At 37.8% G+C, this 13963-nt stretch carries 9 protein-coding genes, 1 tRNA gene and 1 pseudogene; 5 read left to right on the plus strand and 6 right to left on the minus strand.

Annotation, left to right across the window (positions count from 1 at the left end):
* Positions 1–67: 67 nt before the first annotated feature.
* Positions 68–988 carry an N-acetylmuramic acid 6-phosphate etherase gene (gene murQ, locus CA730_RS19570; protein ID WP_096669833.1) on the minus strand — a complete coding sequence of 307 codons (921 nt, stop codon included), beginning with the start codon at positions 986–988 and terminating at the stop codon, positions 68–70.
* A gap of 87 nt (positions 989–1075) precedes the next feature.
* Positions 1076–1495: a DUF3110 domain-containing protein gene (locus CA730_RS19575; protein ID WP_027400778.1), complete on the minus strand. Its 420-nt coding sequence runs from the start codon at positions 1493–1495 to the stop codon at positions 1076–1078.
* Positions 1496–1796: 301 nt separating this feature from the next.
* On the opposite strand from CA730_RS19575, the gene CA730_RS19580 reads away from it, so the two are divergent.
* Complete coding sequence (locus CA730_RS19580; protein WP_096669835.1) at positions 1797–7265, plus strand: translocation/assembly module TamB domain-containing protein; 5469 nt, start codon at positions 1797–1799, stop codon at positions 7263–7265.
* 62 nt (positions 7266–7327) lie between these two features.
* Here the strand turns inward: CA730_RS19580 and CA730_RS19585 are convergent, their stop codons facing one another.
* Complete coding sequence (locus tag CA730_RS19585) at positions 7328–8431, minus strand: APC family permease (RefSeq protein WP_231939890.1); 1104 nt, start codon at positions 8429–8431, stop codon at positions 7328–7330.
* A 242-nt stretch (positions 8432–8673) separates the two neighbouring features.
* Between CA730_RS19585 and CA730_RS19590 the strand changes: the two genes are divergently transcribed.
* The 3 genes from CA730_RS19590 (at position 8674) to CA730_RS19600 (ending at position 11502) form a co-directional block, all read left to right on the plus strand.
* Entirely contained in the window at positions 8674–9348 is a 675-nt protein-coding gene (locus CA730_RS19590; RefSeq protein ID WP_096669837.1) for a pentapeptide repeat-containing protein, read from the plus strand.
* A gap of 378 nt (positions 9349–9726) precedes the next feature.
* Positions 9727–10551, plus strand: a complete 825-nt coding sequence (locus CA730_RS19595) for an NAD-dependent epimerase/dehydratase family protein (RefSeq protein WP_096671662.1) — start codon at positions 9727–9729, stop codon at positions 10549–10551.
* Positions 10552–10572: 21 nt separating this feature from the next.
* On the plus strand, positions 10573–11502 hold the full coding sequence (locus CA730_RS19600) for an alpha/beta fold hydrolase (RefSeq protein WP_096669839.1): 930 nt from the start codon (positions 10573–10575) through the stop codon (positions 11500–11502).
* Between the two features lie 7 nt (positions 11503–11509).
* On the opposite strand, the gene CA730_RS19605 is transcribed toward CA730_RS19600, so the two are convergent.
* On the minus strand, positions 11510–12400 hold the full coding sequence (locus CA730_RS19605) for a bestrophin family protein (protein WP_096669841.1): 891 nt from the start codon (positions 12398–12400) through the stop codon (positions 11510–11512).
* Between the two features lie 100 nt (positions 12401–12500).
* On the opposite strand from CA730_RS19605, the pseudogene CA730_RS19610 reads away from it, so the two are divergent.
* Positions 12501–12692 (plus strand): annotated as a pseudogene (locus tag CA730_RS19610) (transposase family protein); the annotation flags it as partial.
* Positions 12693–12809: 117 nt separating this feature from the next.
* On the opposite strand, the gene CA730_RS19615 reads toward CA730_RS19610, so the two are convergent.
* Both CA730_RS19615 and CA730_RS19620 read right to left on the minus strand, forming a co-directional pair.
* Complete coding sequence (locus CA730_RS19615) at positions 12810–13172, minus strand: STAS/SEC14 domain-containing protein (RefSeq protein ID WP_096669843.1); 363 nt, start codon at positions 13170–13172, stop codon at positions 12810–12812.
* 357 nt (positions 13173–13529) lie between these two features.
* Positions 13530–13602 (minus strand) — tRNA-Ala (locus CA730_RS19620).
* Positions 13603–13963 lie beyond the last annotated feature (361 nt).

Genomic DNA, 13963 nt, shown 5'->3' on the forward strand with positions numbered 1-13963 from the left:
AGAAACAATAAGTAATTATCAATTACCCATTTTTAATTTTGTTTTTTGATGTGAGCAGTTTTAGTAATTAAGTATTCTGATTGTAGCTGTTTACAGCTAGTCGGAGATTACTGTGATGGGCTGCTAATAGTTGTTTACCTGCTTCTTGGTCTAAACCAGTCCAGTGCATTAATAATGCTAATTTAACCCATTTACCGCTATGTTCTAGTAAAAAACCAGCGGCTTCTCGACTTAAACCAGTGAGGTCTTGTAAAATCCGTAAAGCGCGATCGCGTAATTTTTGATTAGTGACAGCAACATCAACCATGCGATTCCCATAGACCTTACCTAGTTTCACCATTACCCCCGTCGAGAGAGTATTCAAGACTAATTTTGTGACTGTTCCTGCTTTCAAGCGAGTAGAACCAGCTAAAACTTCTGGCCCTGTCAACAACCGAATATCAATATCAGCTTCAATGCTAACTTGTTCGGCGGGAACACAGGCGATAAAAATAGTCTTAGCTCCCCGTTGACGCGCTGCATTAATGGCACCGTGAACAAAAGGAGTTGTTCCTCCAGCAGTAATACCGACGACTACATCCAATTGGGTAATTTGTCGTTGAGCGATCGCACTTTCCCCATCTTCAGACCGATCTTCCAAATCCTCAGAACTGCGGACTAATGCTCCCGCACCACCAGCAATAATCCCTTGTACCAATTCTGGGGAAGTGCAGAAAGTCGGTGGACACTCAGCAGCATCCAATACTCCTAATCTCCCACTCGTCCCTGCACCTACATAAAATAAACGTCCGCCTTGACGTAGCCTTTCTGCTGTGCAATCAATAGCTGCTGCTAACTGCACCTTCGCCGCTGCTACTGCTGCTACTGCTTTTTGGTCTTCGCTATTAAATAACTCCACTAATTCCAAGGAGTTAAGCTGGTCTAAATTGAGACTATTGGGATTAACTTGTTCGGTGAGTAAATGCCCGCGTTCCTGAAAATTTGTCATATATTTTGTGTCAGTTGTCAGTTGTTAGTTGTCAGTTGTCAGTCGTCAGTTTTTATTTACCCATAATGACCAATGACTAATAACTAATTATAATAAACCTTCCAGTTTGCGTCGAATACTGTCTAAATCAGAATTAGCAATTTCTGGCGCAGGTGGACTGTAAGACAAAAAGTCTTCATCAGTATCCTCTATTTCTGGTTCAGGTTGCCAATCAGTTTGTTTGACATTCGTTTCTGGTGGCAATACTAATTCGTTATTTTCCGCCACAATTTCCCAGAGATAGCCAGTGCTTTCGCAAAATTCCTTAACATCATCAGCATTCATCATTTCCACTGTCGGGACAGCAAAATCCTGTGCTTCTAACATTAAAGCAAAGCGGGTGGCATCATCCTCTGACTCAAACATGAGGATTTTATTCCCTTCTATCCCTTGAGCATTGCTAATCCGAATGCTGTGAATCCCCTCATTATCAGTGCCAGCATTGAACATTAGTACAAAAACACGCATTGTCTATCCTTTGATTCAGTTCTCTAATTTATCTTAAAGTTCAATACTATATATTCATAGAGATATCCAATAATTTTTGTGAGATTATTGAAAGTTAGGCATAGACCAAAAGGCATAATTTGCAAATTCTACCAAAACCAAAGTTTTTATTTTCGCACTTATCCCGTTATACTCTAAGAGTTAGACCTAAAATTATGTCAATATTCATTTATGTTTCTAGTGCTGTGGATAACCTTGAGGCTTATCCGGTTTCAGTAATTAGTGTTTTGCTAGATATCTGGTAATCAAAGCGTGCAAACCTATGTCTAACTCTCCTAGTCAAAATTCTCGCCCCGTTAATTCTGGGATTAATCGTCTATGGTGGACGATAATTGGTCGTGCTGGCTTAGGTATAGGTGCTTTGTTATTATTAGGAATTACTGGTGGTGTTTGGAGATTAAAGGGTTTTGTTGATCATGATTTAGTACCATTAGCAACCCAAGGTCTTACTAATACTCTCAATCGTCCAGTGAAATTGGGAGCAGTTAAATCCTTTTCCCTGACTGGTGTTCAGTTTGCCGCTTCGGAGATTCCCGCTACACCAACAGATCCAGATCGGGTAAATGTCAAAGCAGTAGATGTAGAATTTGATATTTGGAAGTTAGTTATTAACCGCAATCTTCGATTAGATGTAACTTTAATTAATCCAGATGTTTATGTTGAGCAGGATAGGCAGGGAAGCTGGTTAACGACTACTATCGCTCCACCTGCTGAGGCAGGACTGATTAAAACCGATTTAGATAAATTGCGGTTTCGGGATGCAAATTTGGTATTAGTGCCGAAAGTTACTGAAGGGGCAAAAATTTCTTTACCAGTCCCTGTGGGATTTTCTGGGGTTAATGGCACGGCTCAACTTTTCTTAGATAAAAATCGCCTCATTAAATTAGACTTGGCTGGTAAGGCTGTCAGTGGGGGTGATATTGCCATTGTTGGCGATTTAATTCCTGAGAAAACTTTAGCGGGAGATTTTCGACTCAAAGCTCAAAATCTTTTAGCCGCAGATATTACCCGGATTGTAACTTTACCACTGATTTTACAAACTGGTAAGGTTAATGGTGATTTGCGAATTAAGGTGATACCAAAGCAGAAAACTTTACTTTATGGCAATGCGGCTTTAGAAGGGGTGACGGTGCAAATTCCCAATCTACCCCAATTGCTCAATAATAGTCAGGGAAATCTCAGTTTTGATGGATTGTTAATTAAATTAGATCATATAGTCACAAATTACGGAAAGATTCCGTTAACAGCATCGGGTATTATTGATCAGCAAGCAGGGTTTAATTTAAAAGGACGTGTAAATGCGGTAAGTTTGGCTAATGCCCAAACAACGCTCAAGGTAAAGTTACCATTTCCGGTGAGTGGCATAGCTCAAGCTGATTTACAGATAGTAGGGAGAACTTCTCAACCTGTATTGTCTGGGAATGTGAGGACGTTAAAAACTGCCCAAATTGATAAAGTTGATTTTGGGAAAGTTAGTAGTAAATTTGAGCTTATTAGTAGTCAATCTCTTCTGAAAATTACAGATATTCAAGGTAAAACTACCTATGGAGGTGAGGTTAAGGGTGGGGGGATAATTAAACTTGGTAAAGTATCGGCACTGAATTTGCAATTACAAGCCGAAAATGTGCCTGGGGATGCGATCGCTCAAGTATATAATATCAAAACGGGATTCCCCATTGGACTAATGACAGCCAGCGCAGAATTGAAGGGTGTGGCTACTAATACCCAAACTGTGGTTAAATGGCAAGCTCCTCAAGCCAAATACCCAGCAACGGGGACAAGTATTATTCATAGCGATCGCACAGTTTCCTTTAGTGATATAGTTGCCAAGGTTGGCGGCGGTATAGTTACTGGTAGTGGTACTTATAGTTATGATAGCAAGCGTTGGCAAGCTTTAACTCAAGCTAGTAAAATCCAATTAACATCTTTTGTTGACCAAAAACAGCAGGAAAATATTGCTTTGGCTGGGGCAGAATTTAACGGTAGGTTGCGTTTATCAGGAAATTCCTCGCCATTTCAAATAGAAACAATTATTCCTGAAAATGCCAATGTCAACATTGCAGGTGGCACAGTCAATATTTCCCAAATCCAATTAAATAACCAAAATTTTACCGCTTTGTTGCAAGGAAAAGACTTACGGTTAGCAACAATTGTTAAACAAGCTAACCCAATTTTAAATAATCCCCTATCAGGTAATTTTATGATTACAAGTAACAGGGAAAATTTCAGTCTAAAAACCTTTTCTGGAATCGGTGAAGCCTTTCTATCTATAGGTGGAAGGACAATTAAAGCTGCTAATATTAAAGTAGCAGAAGGTCGCTATCAGGCGAAAATTCAAGCTGATAATATACATTTAACAAAACTCGTAGGGGCGCAGGGAATGCGCCCAGAAATTCAGGGAATGATCACTGGTCAATTGCAAGTAGCGGGTTCGGTGGAATCATTCCAACCAGAAACTATTCAAGGAGAAGGGAAAGGCTATCTAAAATTACCTAATGGTATAGTTACAGCTTCTGAGATTCAACTGAATAATGGTAATTATCAAGCATTATTAGCTACTTCAGGTTTGCAATTAAAGCCTTTTAATCGGCAGTTAAAAGGACAGTTGGCAGGAAAGTTGCAAGTATCGGGAACTTTAGCTGCTCCCACATTAGCAGATGTGGCTGCTGTTGGTCAGGTGCGGTTGAGTCAAGGTTTAGCAAGTATTAATGCACCTATTCAAGCTGATATTGGCTGGAATGGAGAAAAGCTAACTATTGATGGTTATAATAGTGCCAATTTTCAAGCTAATAGTTCAACGGCGCTCGCTATAAAGGGTTATTTATTAGCTAATGCGAAAAAATCGGGTATTCCAGAAATTACTGATGTTAATTTGAATATCCAGGCAAAAAATTATAGTCTGGAAGGCCTGCCAGTACAACTACCTGATATTGTTGATATTGCTGGCAGATTGGATTTTAGCGGACGGGTGACGGGAAAACCCACTGCTCCAAATATTACAGCTAAGGTAGGGTTACGCAATTTAAAAGTTCAGGAATTTGCTTTTGAGCCATTCTTGACTGGTAACTTAAATTCTTTGTCAGGACAGGGGTTGAGTTTATATGTTGCTGGTGCAAAGGAACGTATTGCAGTTAATTTAGATGGTAATAATCGCCCCAAATCCTTTTTAGTTCAGTGGCAAAAAGCATTGTTATCAGGTGCAGCAATAGGATCTAATTGGAATGTAAATGTGACTAATTTCCCTTTAAAAGCTTTAAATATAGCTTTACCAGCAAATACTCCTTTAAGTCCAGGAGGGGTGAGAGGATTATTAACAGGGAATTTGCAAATTAATTCGCAGACATGGGCTACAGCGGGAAATATAGCCATTGACAAACCGGAACTGGGGAGAATTAAAGGCGATCGCTTTACAACCCAACTACGCTACAATAACAACACATTCATCCTCAGTGATAGCGAACTTCGCAAAGGTGAAAGTAGATATACTTTTGCTGCCAATATCAAACCCTGGACAAAAAAACCGCAAGTGCGAGCAAATATCAAGATTGACAAAGGCAATATTCAAGACATTCTCACCACAGCACAAATCTTTGATATTCAAGACTTCCAGCGGGGTTTAAACCCACCTATATACGGCAAGTCTGCGGATTTAACCACTTACTCTCAAGGCTTACCATTAGAGTCTCTATTTAACCAAATACAACGATTATCAGAAATTGATGCCCTGCTAACTAGTCAAAAACAAAAACGATTAGATACTCAACCTATCCCAGAATTAAGAGACTTAAAGGGGATTTTGAATGGTAACATCTTCATTAATACTGCTACAACGGACGAACCAAGAATAAAATTTAACCTCCAAGGACAAAATTTTACCTGGGGGAACCCAACAGAACCAAGTCGCTTTTATCGTGCCGAAAAAATCATAGCTGAAGGTGGTTTTACAGAAGGAACTTTACGGTTACAACCTTTAAGAATTCAATCAGAAAACAAGTTAATTGCCTTTACAGGTTACGTTAGTGGTAAAACCCAATCAGGTAAATTAACAGTTGAAAACTTTCCCATTCAGCGATTTAATAATTTAGTGAAACTGCCGCTGGGAATTACAGGTAAGCTAAAACTTAACGCAGCCATAGCAGGTAGTGTTACCAATCCTCAAGCTACAGGAGAATTAAACATTACAGAAGGAACAATTGATAAAAAACCAGTGGAATCAGCTAATGCTAGTTTCAGTTATGCTAATGGACGTTTAAACTTTGGTAGTCAGGTACTAGGAGTGGGGTCCGAACCTGCAAATATTGATGGTAGTATTCCCTATACTTTACCCTTTGCTTCTGAAAAATCGGACAGTGACAACGTTACCTTAAATGTCAATATCAAAAATGAAGGGTTGACACTTTTAAATCTCTTTACTAATGAGATAGCTTTTGAAAAGGGACAAGGAGAATTAGATTTAAAAGTTAGAGGAACTAGAAAACAACCTTTCGTGAAAGGAACTGCTTCTCTTGATAATGCTACATTTAGCGCCCAAGCCCTACCAGGAAAGTTAACTAATGTGAATGGTAAAGCAATTTTTGATTTAACTCGTGTATTTATCAAAAGTCTTGAAGGTAAATTTAGCAATGGTAAAGTGGAAGCTGTGGGAGAATTGCCAATTGCTAATAGTAAAAATTTGCAAATAGATATTCCCTTGATGGTTAATTTAAGACAATTATCTTTAAATCTCAAAGATTTATATCAAGGAGGTGCTAATGGTGATTTAACAATTACTGGTTCTCTTCTTCAACCAATAATTGGCGGTAATATAGAATTATTCAATGGTCAAGTATTGTTAGCAGAATCTAAAGATGAAAATTCATCATCTGCGAAAATTAATAACCTGAATCAACTAGATACAGAAAATAAAATTACTAAATTAAATGATTTAAAATTAAGATTAGGCAAAAATATCCAAATTTCCAAACCACCAGTGTTCAAATTCCAAGCTTCTGGAGATCTAACTGTTAATGGTTCTTTAGCTGAACCCATACCAGAAGGAACTATTAAGTTAACTAAAGGGGCAGTAAATTTATTTACTACCCAACTAAATCTAGCAAAAGGTTATCCACAAACTGCTACTTTTAGTCCTCGTCAACCCCGTGACCCTGATTTGAATATTCGCCTATTTGCGAAGGTTCTAGACATAACTCAAAATAGTGATCTCAGCCGACAAGGTTCTCTGGGTTTAGCAGGGTTAGAAACGGTGCGAGTAGAAGCTAGTATTAATGGTTTAGCTAGTCAAATTAATGATAATTTGCAGTTAAAAAGTAATCCTTCTCGTTCAGAAACACAAATTGTCACCTTGCTAGGAGGTGGGTTTGTAGATAATCAAGGACGTGGTGATAGTACCCTGGGTTTAATTAATATTGCCGGTTCGGCTGTTTTCAGTAATTTCCAAGGTGCATTTAATGAAATTGGTGATGCTTTTGGTTTAAGTGAATTGCGAATATTTCCAACCATTCTATCTGAAAGACCAGAAGCTGGAAGAAATAACTCATCTTTAGAATTAGCTTTGGAAGCAGGAATTGATATTTCTCCCAAGTTCTCTCTTTCTACTATTAAGATTCTCACGGCAAATGATCCTTTACAATGGGGGGTTAATTACCGCATAAATAATCAATTTCGTGTCCGTTCTTCTACTAATTTAACTGATGATAGTCGGGCTGTAATTGAATTTGAAAGAAAGTTTTGAAGAGTCAGTGGTCAGTGGTCAGTGGTCAGGAGAAAGAAGAAAATTATGAATTACGAATAAAGTCAGTTATTCAATAGACATCTCCAGAAATTAGGTTTTCGTCTGAGGAGAATAATACCATTGGAGTAGACCAAGCGATCGCCCAATAGGGACAACTGACGGGGTAAAAATCCATCTCGTGCCAGAAAATAACACAGTCTCGGAAAATCCGCGTAACTGGTATTGGCAGCTAACATCAAAACCAACAGGGTAACAATTTGCAGAAAATAGTAAACAGGTCCTGTCCCCAAAATTACTCTACCCAAGAGGGAAACTACTGTTTGTCCTTCTTCGGGAACAATATGATAAATGTTCGCTAAGTAAGTGATACCCACAAACATAAATCCCAAAATCACCCCTAAATACAACAGCGTGAGCCGAGCATTTTTCCATTCTGGGGCTTTAAAAGCTAATACTCCATCAGATATTGCTTCCACCCCCGTCAATGCCGTACATCCTGCGGAAAAAGCCCGTAAGATGAAGAACAAACTTATTCCTTCCGTAGTAGGAAGATTAGGATATTCAGCCGGAACTTGCCCAGTTCCATATTTAAACAGCCCAATGCCAATTAATAGAAAAATACTCACAATAAAGGCAAAGGTCGGCATCATAAATAACTGCCCTGATTCCTTGACACCTCTGAGATTTACCAGCATTAATAAGAAAATGAAAATCAAACACAGCAGCACAGTGTGAGATTGGAGTCCAGGAATCGCTGATGTTAAAGCCGCCGTCCCCGCAGATATACTGACAGTGACAGTCAAAATATAGTCAATCATCAGCGAACCACCAGCCACGAGTCCTGGATAAAGACCCAGATTTTCTCTAGCGACAATGTAAGAACCACCACTATTAGGATAGGCGCGAATGGTTTGCCGATAGGAAAGAACAACTATGCCTAAAAGGGCGATAATTGCGATCGCAATGGGTAGAGACAAGCCGAGAGCGCCACTTCCTGCTGCCACTAAAATGAGCAAAATCTCTTCTGTTGCATAAGCCACAGAGAAAAGAGCATCAGAAGAAAGAACCGCCAAAGCTGCCGCGTTGCTCAATCGTTCTTCGCTATGGGCGCTCGTTGGTAAGGATTTACCGAGGAAAAATTGCTTAATTTGAGGGTAGAAGGACATAAAAAGTCCAAATGACAAATGTGTTAACTCTGACTCAGTTAAGAATCAACTCAAACCTGAGTTTACAGAATATAGCAATTTGGGAAGATTTGTAACAAATTAACTATTACAGTTTAGCCTAAAATTTTGCTAACAAATACAAGTTTCTTCAATTACCACTCGATGGTGGAGAAGATAGAAAACACTAAATGAACAAATACTCAACATTTGTTAAATTATTAATTAATATTCACTAATACACCATGACGAGCAGCGAACTGGAGCGATACTACAGAATCTTAGAATTAGAGCCAGGGGCTACACTTGAACAAATAAACCAGGCTTATAAAGATTTAGTGTTTGTTTGGCATCCAGACCGTCTCCCCAAAGACAATCTGCGCTTACAAAACAAAGCCCAGGAAAAGCTGAAATTATTTAATGAAGCTCGTGATAAACTGCGCTCTTTACGGGATAAACAGCCCACCTCATCTTATTCTTCGCCACCTCAAGCCGATAAACCATCATCTAGATACTCCTATCCACCACACACAACTTATCAACAACCAAAGCCAAATTCAGATTTAAGCGGTAAAGATTTTAGTCGCGCTAATTTGAGTAACCGGGATTTATCAGGCAGAAACTTGAGCTATGCAAATTTAAGTGGGTCTAATCTTAGTGATACCTTTATGCACAAGGTGATTCTCCGAGGTGCGGATTTATCAGAAGCCAATTTATTTAGGGCTAACTTACTTTTAGCAGATTTAAGAGATGCCAATTTACGCTCGGCGAATTTGATTGGTGCGGATCTTAGCGGTGCTGATTTGCGGGGCGCTGATTTGACAGGAGCGAGAATTCGTTCAGGCGATCGCCTGCTGGTAAAATTGATTGGAGCTAAATTAGCTGGAGCCATTATGCCTGATGGTATAATTCATACCTGAAAACAATCCCAGAACCTAAAAGGCAAGTTAAAATTACTGACGACATAAAAAACTTAGTAATATTTCTTGCTAATTAGATTATCAGTGAGTACCATAGTCATAGCCATTAAAATTAATAATATAGCCATAACCCATAATATGTGAGAGAATCTACTTCCTACTCTTTGACTCCAGAAGTCAAGTTTACATACAAAATAGGAATCCTGTATTCACAAAATTTAATGATCAATGTGGCTTCCTTCTCAGATTATATATTTGAATAGGCAGAAAATTTCAAGTAAAACTAATACTTATTAGTCAAAAACTTCTGGATTCCTGTACTATTGACGATTGACTGGTAATTGTTAAAAATAATTTATTTTAGTTCTATTAATGATCATGAACATTGCAATTATTGGCTGTGGTTATGTAGGTTGTGCAGTTAGCAAATATTGGCAGTCAAACAGTAATTTTATGCTGACCGCAACTACCACTAGCCCAGAACGTATCCCTACCTTAGAAACATTAGCACAAAGAGTTATTGTCACATCAGGTAATAATCTAGAAAATTTGAAAGCCGTATTAAAAAATCAAGAAATTGTTTTATTAAGTGTTGGGGCAAAAAATGCAGATTCTTATGAAGAAACCTATGTAGATACTGCGAAAACTCTAGTTTCTCTCTTACCCCAATTTCCTCATATTCACCAAGTTATATATACAGGTAGTTATTCAATTTATGGAGATAGAAATGGTGTTTGGGTAGACGAAGAAAGCCCACCAGCACCAGCTAATCGCAATTCTCAACTACTCAGAAAAACAGAAGATATATTATTATCAGCAAACAATGAAAATACCCGCATTTGTATTTTACGGTTAGGTGGGATTTATGGACTGGGTAGAGAACTGGAAAAAATCTTTGGTAGAGCCGCAGGAACAACTCGTCCCGGAAATGGAGAAGATATCACCAATTGGATTCATCTTGATGATATTGTTAACACCATAGAATTTGCTCGTGAGCATCGCTTACAAGGCATTTATAATCTTGTAGATGATAGTCATCTCACAAATAAAGAATTACTTGATAATGTGATGACAAAAAACAATTTACCTAAAGTTATTTGGGATGCAGATAATAAAAACATCCGCCCATATAATGCCTGGGTATCCAATCAAAAGCTTAAAGATGCTGGATATCAATTCATTCACCCGCAAATAATTTTTTAGTCCTCCTCCCCAATTATCATCATGTCATCATCTACAATTAGCAACGGAACAACATTGCCAACCCAGTATTATTCTTGGCAAAACTATCGTTGTGCTTACGAAATTCATCAACCTCTCAATTCTCCAGCAACAGGCATTCCTTTACTTTTAATTCATCCTATCGGTGTAGGTTTATCACGGCAATTTTGGCAACAATTTTGCCGAGAATGGTATGATAAAAATCACCAAAATTATATCTACAATCCCGACTTATTGGGATGTGGTGAAAGTGATATGCCAGCCTTAGCACATACACCAATTAACTGGGCAAAACAGCTACAATACTTTTTACAAACTGTAGTCAAACAACCCGTTATTATCGTAGTTCAAGGAGCTTTATTACCAGTTGCCATTGAATTAGTGAAACTGGAAAAAAACCTAATTGCTGGGTTAGTATTATCTGATCCTACCTCTCGTCCAGTTATTACTAAAAATGCCCCCAAGTGGCAACAGAACTTACTTTGGAGTATTTTTACATCTCCCATAGGTAATGCCTTTTTCCGCTATGCCCGTACCCGCAAATTTTTACATTCTTTCTCATCTGAAAAATTATTTGCTCTCAGTGAAAACGTTGATGATGAATGGTTAAACACTCTCATATCAGATGCTAAAAATATGAATGGGCGTTATGCTGTATTTGCTTTTTTAGCCAGATTTTGGCAAAGGGATTATAGTCATGATATTGCTTCAATTCCTCACCGTACATTATTAGTTGTCGGAGAAAAAGCTCGCGGCATTAGCAAAGAAAGTAAACCAGAAACTCCCGATGAAAGATTAGCATATTATTTGAATCGCTTACCTCAAGGTCAGGGAGTCAAAATCATTGGCAAGAATGTTATGCCCTATGAATATACTCAAGCATTTGTTGAGGTAGTATCACCATTTATAGCTTCTATTTCCAGTGCCATTTAAAATTTCATTATTTATGCACAGTAGGAGTTAAGCTGATTAAATCATCAATATTTTGTTTCATAGTTGTGCAAATTGCGTCTAAAGGTAAATCATTTTCGTCATAACCAAAGGGATTTTCAATTTCTAACCCAATGGCTTCAATGCCTAACAACGTAAAGCTAACCAAAGCAGAAATTAACCCAGTCCACCAGTCAAGACTCTGGACGATTTGAAATGGCAATAAGAAGCAATACAGCAATAATAATTGTTTGAGGTGAATAGCATAAGCCAAGGGCATTGGTGTTCTTAAAATTCGTTCACAAGAACCTAAATTATCTACCAATATATTTAATAGTTCCTGCATAGATGTCAGTTGATAACTATTAATGCAATTACGGTTATATTGGTGTTGTAAATAATCACTAATCCAAAAGGCAATCTCTAAAGGCGGATTATTGATAATCTTCAGAGTGATGTATTTAGAATCTGGCATTAATGCTTCTAAATCACTATTTATAGGTTCACTTCGTAAATGTAGTTTTGTCGCTATTCCAAAAGCCACAAGTAAGTTTAAAGCCTCGATTTTATGCTCTTTATCTTCTGGTTCTTTTTCATCAATAGATACCCAAATTTGTCGAGCTAAATTACGGATAGTATTGACTATTGCCCCCCAGCATTTTCTCCCTTCCCAAAAACGTTCATAGGCTGTATTAGTACGAAATACTAATAACAAACCCAAAACGATGCTGGGAATAACACTACCTAAAATTGGTTGAGAAACGGGAATTTTCAGATGATAAAATATAGAAATTAAAACTCCAAAAGCACCACACAAAAGCACCCGTTTGTAAATCGCTGCAATAACTGATCCTTTTATTTGTAAAGCACTTTCAAACCAGGGCAGTCTTTTCTCTAACATAAAATCCTTTGATACATCCAAGATGAGATAAAATATACAGGAGACTGTGAGATATAACAATGCTTACTTAAAAATCCCTAATTAAAACCAGAAAGAAGAAAATCAGAAGTTTTCATCAAACCGGATATTTGTTGAACACCGAATTCGTTCCTTGAAAATATTTCGAGTTGTCCAAGAAAGATTTAGATTAAATCCCCAAAAGTATGAACAAGTAATTTTAACAATTTGTGGATTAGTCAGATTAAGGATTGGCTCACTCATATTACCAACGAATCCTATAGGTCTGGGATAAAATTTACGCATATAAGTTCATTTTTTGCCTGGTTTTTATCAAAAAATATCTCAAATCCCTATGTTATCATTGATAACGGCTAATTTCCAATACTTGCATTTGTGGTTTCTAAGTTACTCACCAAAAGACTTTGACAGTTTTTGGAGATGTCTCATGTATTTTGGCTAGTTCTGCCATGTATTCTATACGTTGCGCTTGTAGTTTATCTATCTGTTCTCCCAGATATAATAATGCTTGATATTCTTCATTTGTTAATATTTCTATTTCTCTTTTATCTATGAACTTTTCATTATCTATACTATCTTGATGTGTCGGCAAAAATAATTGTGCTTCATTCTTGAGCAAACAAGCTGCTTTTTTATGAGTACGCAAAACTACAAGTTGATAAACAAACTGCTCCAAATTTGGTTGGGTTAATTGTTCAACGGCTTTTAGCAGTTGTTCTGAAGATAATTGGACTTCAACGTTTATGCTTGGCATCTTTTTTAACTTACCAGCTATATTGCCAATATCTTATCAAGTTTTTGGTATCTTTCCCGATAAAAAATTCAGTGGCATGGTATCGCTTTCTGGTAACTATGAAAACCCTGTAATTGAGGGTAGGAGTCTTATTTTCCAGTCAGTCGGACGAAATTAAATTCACTCGTGGAGAGAGTTAAGTAGGTGAACAGAAAAATTTAAAGGTATGTGAAGAAAAGTAAAATCACTCAAAACTCTCTTCCTGTTCCCAGTTAAGAGTTCCCTGTTCCCTTGCCCCAACGACAATTTTTAACGCCCACCTACTTAACAGAAAAATCAGTTGTGTCATTAATTCTGTTCGATTAATTATAATTTGCATGGAGCTAAGCGGATTCGAACCGCTGACCCCCTCAATGCCATTGAGGTGCGCTACCAACTGCGCTATAACCCCGAAAACCTAATTCAGTAAGCAAAAAGGCTTATTGGTTAGTTTTTATTTGTGTCTTTTGTGATTATATATCAATTGATGCTAATTCGGTCAAGATATTTATATTAAGAAATATTAAGTAAGTAGGTGGATATGAAAAATTATTGTTATGGCAAGGGGGCAGGGGCAGGGGCTCACAAGGGTAGGTTTTTAATATTGTCTGTGAAGGCAAGACTGGGAAGACTTGGAGGGAACGTAGACAAGGAAGATTTTATCCGCACAATAGTCTTTTAACGGTGTGTTATTGTTGCCAAAAAACATCATCCTGTAGGGTTTTCCTCCCTTGTCATCTTGTCCACCTTGTCGCCCAAGTCTTGCCCTCACC

Source organism: Dolichospermum compactum NIES-806 (genome assembly GCF_002368115.1).
Lineage (GTDB): Bacteria > Cyanobacteriota > Cyanobacteriia > Cyanobacteriales > Nostocaceae > Dolichospermum > Dolichospermum compactum.

Coding starts and splice junctions, on each gene's coding strand:
- murQ (WP_096669833.1), bottom strand. CDS start 988: ATGACAAATTTTCAGGAACGCGGGCATTTACTCACCGAACAAGTTAAT.
- CA730_RS19575 (WP_027400778.1), bottom strand. CDS start 1,495: ATGCGTGTTTTTGTACTAATGTTCAATGCTGGCACTGATAATGAGGGG.
- CA730_RS19580 (WP_096669835.1), top strand. CDS start 1,797: ATGTCTAACTCTCCTAGTCAAAATTCTCGCCCCGTTAATTCTGGGATT.
- CA730_RS19585 (WP_231939890.1), bottom strand. CDS start 8,431: ATGTCCTTCTACCCTCAAATTAAGCAATTTTTCCTCGGTAAATCCTTA.
- CA730_RS19590 (WP_096669837.1), top strand. CDS start 8,674: ATGACGAGCAGCGAACTGGAGCGATACTACAGAATCTTAGAATTAGAG.
- CA730_RS19595 (WP_096671662.1), top strand. CDS start 9,727: ATGAACATTGCAATTATTGGCTGTGGTTATGTAGGTTGTGCAGTTAGC.
- CA730_RS19600 (WP_096669839.1), top strand. CDS start 10,573: ATGTCATCATCTACAATTAGCAACGGAACAACATTGCCAACCCAGTAT.
- CA730_RS19605 (WP_096669841.1), bottom strand. CDS start 12,400: ATGTTAGAGAAAAGACTGCCCTGGTTTGAAAGTGCTTTACAAATAAAA.
- CA730_RS19615 (WP_096669843.1), bottom strand. CDS start 13,172: ATGCCAAGCATAAACGTTGAAGTCCAATTATCTTCAGAACAACTGCTA.